Annotated in this window: 3 protein-coding genes; all 3 read right to left on the reverse strand. The window is 70.7% G+C overall.

Annotation, left to right across the window (positions count from 1 at the left end; genetic code table 11):
* The coding region (gene mtrB, locus EBH09_RS14170; RefSeq protein WP_238697296.1) for an MtrAB system histidine kinase MtrB at positions 1 to 1955 on the reverse strand (1955 nt) is incomplete at its 3' end.
* Position 1956: 1 nt separating this feature from the next.
* Positions 1957 to 2646, reverse strand: a complete 690-nt coding sequence (mtrA, locus tag EBH09_RS14175; RefSeq protein WP_193776289.1) for a two-component system response regulator MtrA — start codon at positions 2644 to 2646, stop codon at positions 1957 to 1959.
* A 4-nt stretch (positions 2647 to 2650) separates the two neighbouring features.
* The coding region (locus tag EBH09_RS14180; protein ID WP_153182660.1) for an S-methyl-5-thioribose-1-phosphate isomerase at positions 2651 to 3309 on the reverse strand (659 nt) is incomplete at its 5' end.

A 3309-nucleotide genomic window follows, 5' to 3' on the forward strand; every position in this document is an offset into this window, starting at 1 on the left:
ACCACGCGCGCGCCGCTGCCGGGCAGTGCCGTCGGATCGGCCGTGGGTGTCACCGTGGCCGACCGCGGCGTAATCGGGCCCCGGGCAGGCGCCGAGGACGCCTGTCCGAGCGACGCCTGCGCCGGAACGGTGGCCGCCTTCCCCGTGCCGTGCGACGCGCCGGCGTCACTGAGACCGGCGTCGTCCAGCCCGCGATTGCGTCGCGAGTCCGCCGGCTCCAGCGGTATCGGTGAGCCCCGCAGCGGCTCGTCCGCCGTCCTCGGCAGCGTCAGCCGGAACTGCGACCCGCCCCCCGGCTCGCCCCACGCCTGCAGCCAGCCTCCGTGCAGCCGCGCGTCCTCCAGGGCGATGGAAAGCCCCAGCCCCGTACCGCCGGTGGTGCGCGCACGTGCCGGGTCGGCCCGCCAGAAGCGGCTGAAGACCCGGGTCGCCTCGCCCGGCTTGAGGCCCACGCCGTAGTCGCGCACCGCGACGGCGACCGCGCCGCCGGCCGCGGCGAGCTTGACGACGACGTCGTTGCCCTCGCCGTGCTCGACGGCGTTGACGACGAGGTTGCGCAGCACGCGCTCCACGCGCCGTGCGTCCGCCTCGGCGACGACGGGCTGCTGATCGCCGGCGACGCGTATCCGCGTGCCCTTGCGCTCGGCGAGCGGTTCGGCCCCGCCCACGACCCGCCGTACGACCTCCCTGAGATCTATCGGCTCCGCCTCCAGCGCCGCCGCGCCCGCGTCGAATCGGCTGATCTCCAGCAGGTCGGCGAGCAGCGTCTCGAACCGGTCCAGCTGGTCGGCGAGCAACTCGGCCGACCGCGCGGTCACCGGATCGAAGTCCACGCGCGCGTCGTGGATGACGTCGGCGGCCATGCGCACGGTCGTCAGCGGTGTCCGCAGCTCGTGCGACACGTCGGAGACGAACCGCCGCTGCATCCGCGACAGGTCCTCCAGCTGGCTGATCTTCAACTGCAGGTTCTGCGCCATCTTGTTGAAGGCCTCGCCGAGCCGCGCGATGTCGTCCTCGCCGGTGACCTTCATCCGTTCCTGCAGCCGCCCTGCGGACAGCCGCTCGGCGATGCTCGCCGCCATCCGTACCGGCGTGACGACCTGGCGCACCACGAGCCAGGCGATGGCCCCGAGGAGGACGACGACGAAGAGTCCGGCCGTCGCCAGCGTGCCTCTGACCAGGCTGAGCGACTCCTCCTCCTGTGTGAGCGGGAAGAGGTAGTACAACTGGTACGGCTCACCGTTGGGGTCGTTGACCTGCTTGCCGATGACCAGACCGGGGTGCGAGGCCTCGCCGGAGTCGTAGACGATGCGGGTGTAACTCTGCGCCGCCGCCGTACTGCCGTCGATCCGCTCCCGCAGGTCCTCGGGCACGCTGGCCGACCAGTTGACGAAGCCCGAGGCGCGCGGGCCGCGCCCGCTGCCGCTGTCCCCGCCCATGGGGAGCGTGACCACGTCGAAAGCGCCCTGGCCACCGCTGGAGAGCGACTTGACCAGCTCACTCATCCACTGGATGACGTTCTGCGGGGGACGGCCGTCCACGGGCACGCCCTCGTCACCGGTCACGCTGGCCGACTCCTCGGCCTTCTGCTTGGCCACCGCGAACCCGCCGGTGGCCTGGCTCTGGGAGGCCTTCACCTTGGCGTCCAGCAGCCCGTTGCGGACCTGCCCGATCACCACGAAGCCGAGCAGCAGCACCACGCCCAGCGACATCAGCAGCGTGGTGACGACGACCTTGAGCTGGATGTTGCGCCGCCACAGCCGCATGACGGGCAGCAGCGGACGGCGCACCCAGCGCATGAAGAGACGGAGCACCGGGCTGCCCTGCACTCCGCCGTGCAGCAGCCCGCCCTCCAGCAGACGGCTCCAGCGGGAGCCGGCGGGCGGGTGGCCGACAGGCCGTCCGGCGCGGGCCCCGGACCGGCCGGGCGCCGAAGCGGCACTGTCCCTGCTCATGTCAGCTCGGTCCCGCCTTGTAACCGACGCCACGGACGGTCACCACGATCTCCGGCTTCTCCGGGTCCTTCTCGACCTTGGAGCGCAACCGCTGCACATGCACGTTGACCAACCGGGTGTCGGCCGCGTGCCGGTAACCCCAGACCTGCTCCAGCAGCACCTCACGCGTGAACACCTGCCACGGTTTGCGAGCCAGCGCCACCAGCAGGTCGAACTCCAGCGGCGTCAGCGCGATCGACTGACCCTCCCGCTTCACGGAGTGACCGGCCACGTCGATGACCAGGTCGCCTATGGCGAGCTGCTCGGGCGCCGGCTCCTCGGACCTCCTCAGACGCGCCCTGATACGGGCCACCAGCTCCTTCGGCTTGAACGGCTTCACGATGTAGTCGTCGGCGCCCGACTCCAGACCGACCACGACGTCGACGGTGTCACTCTTCGCCGTCAGCATCACGATCGGCACACCCGACTCCGCCCTGATCAGGCGGCACACCTCGATGCCGTCCCGACCGGGCAGCATGAGGTCGAGCAGCACCAGGTCCGGCTTGGTCTCCCGGAAGGCGGCCAGCGCCTTGTCGCCGTCGGCTACGAAAGACGGCTCAAAACCCTCACCACGCAGCACAATGCCGAGCATCTCGGCCAGTGCGGTGTCGTCGTCGACGACAAGGACTCGTCCCTTCATAAACGACATCATCCCATTAGCTAATCGTTACCTGGCGTGACCTGGCACACAGCTCAGCGAGAGCCCCCGCCGTCACGGGCGAAACCGCGCCCTCCTCGGTGACGATCGCCGTCACCAGCTCGGGCGGAGTCACGTCGAACGCCGGGTTGTACGCCTGAGTCCCCAGGGGTGCCACCGGAATCCCGCCTCCCGCTCCGGTCACCGGCACCTGCGGTGCTGTGACCTCGGTCACTTCGTATCCGGGACGCTGTTCCACCTCGATGGACGCCCCGTCCGGCGTGTCCGGATCCACCGTCGTGACCGGTGCCACCACGATGAACGGCACATGGTGGTACCTCGCGAGCACGGCGAGCGGATAGCTCCCCACCTTGTTCGCCACCGAACCGTCGGCCGCGATGCGGTCCGCGCCGACGAGTACCGCGTCCACCTCGCCCGCCGCGAACAGCGAACCGGCCGCGCTGTCGGTGAGCAAGGTGTACGCCATGTCGTTGCGGGCCGCCTCGTATGCCGTCAGGCGAGCACCTTGCAGCAACGGACGCGTTTCGTCCACCCAGAGGCGCCGCAGCCGACCCGACCGGTGCGCCGCGAGCGCCACCGCGAAGGCCGTCCCCTCACCGCCCGACACCAGCGCCCCGCTGTTGCAGTGCGTGAGGACCCGGTGCCCGCCGGCGGGCA

The sequence above is a fragment of the Streptomyces sp. E2N166 genome (assembly GCF_003671715.1).
Classification (GTDB): domain Bacteria; phylum Actinomycetota; class Actinomycetes; order Streptomycetales; family Streptomycetaceae; genus Streptomyces; species Streptomyces thinghirensis.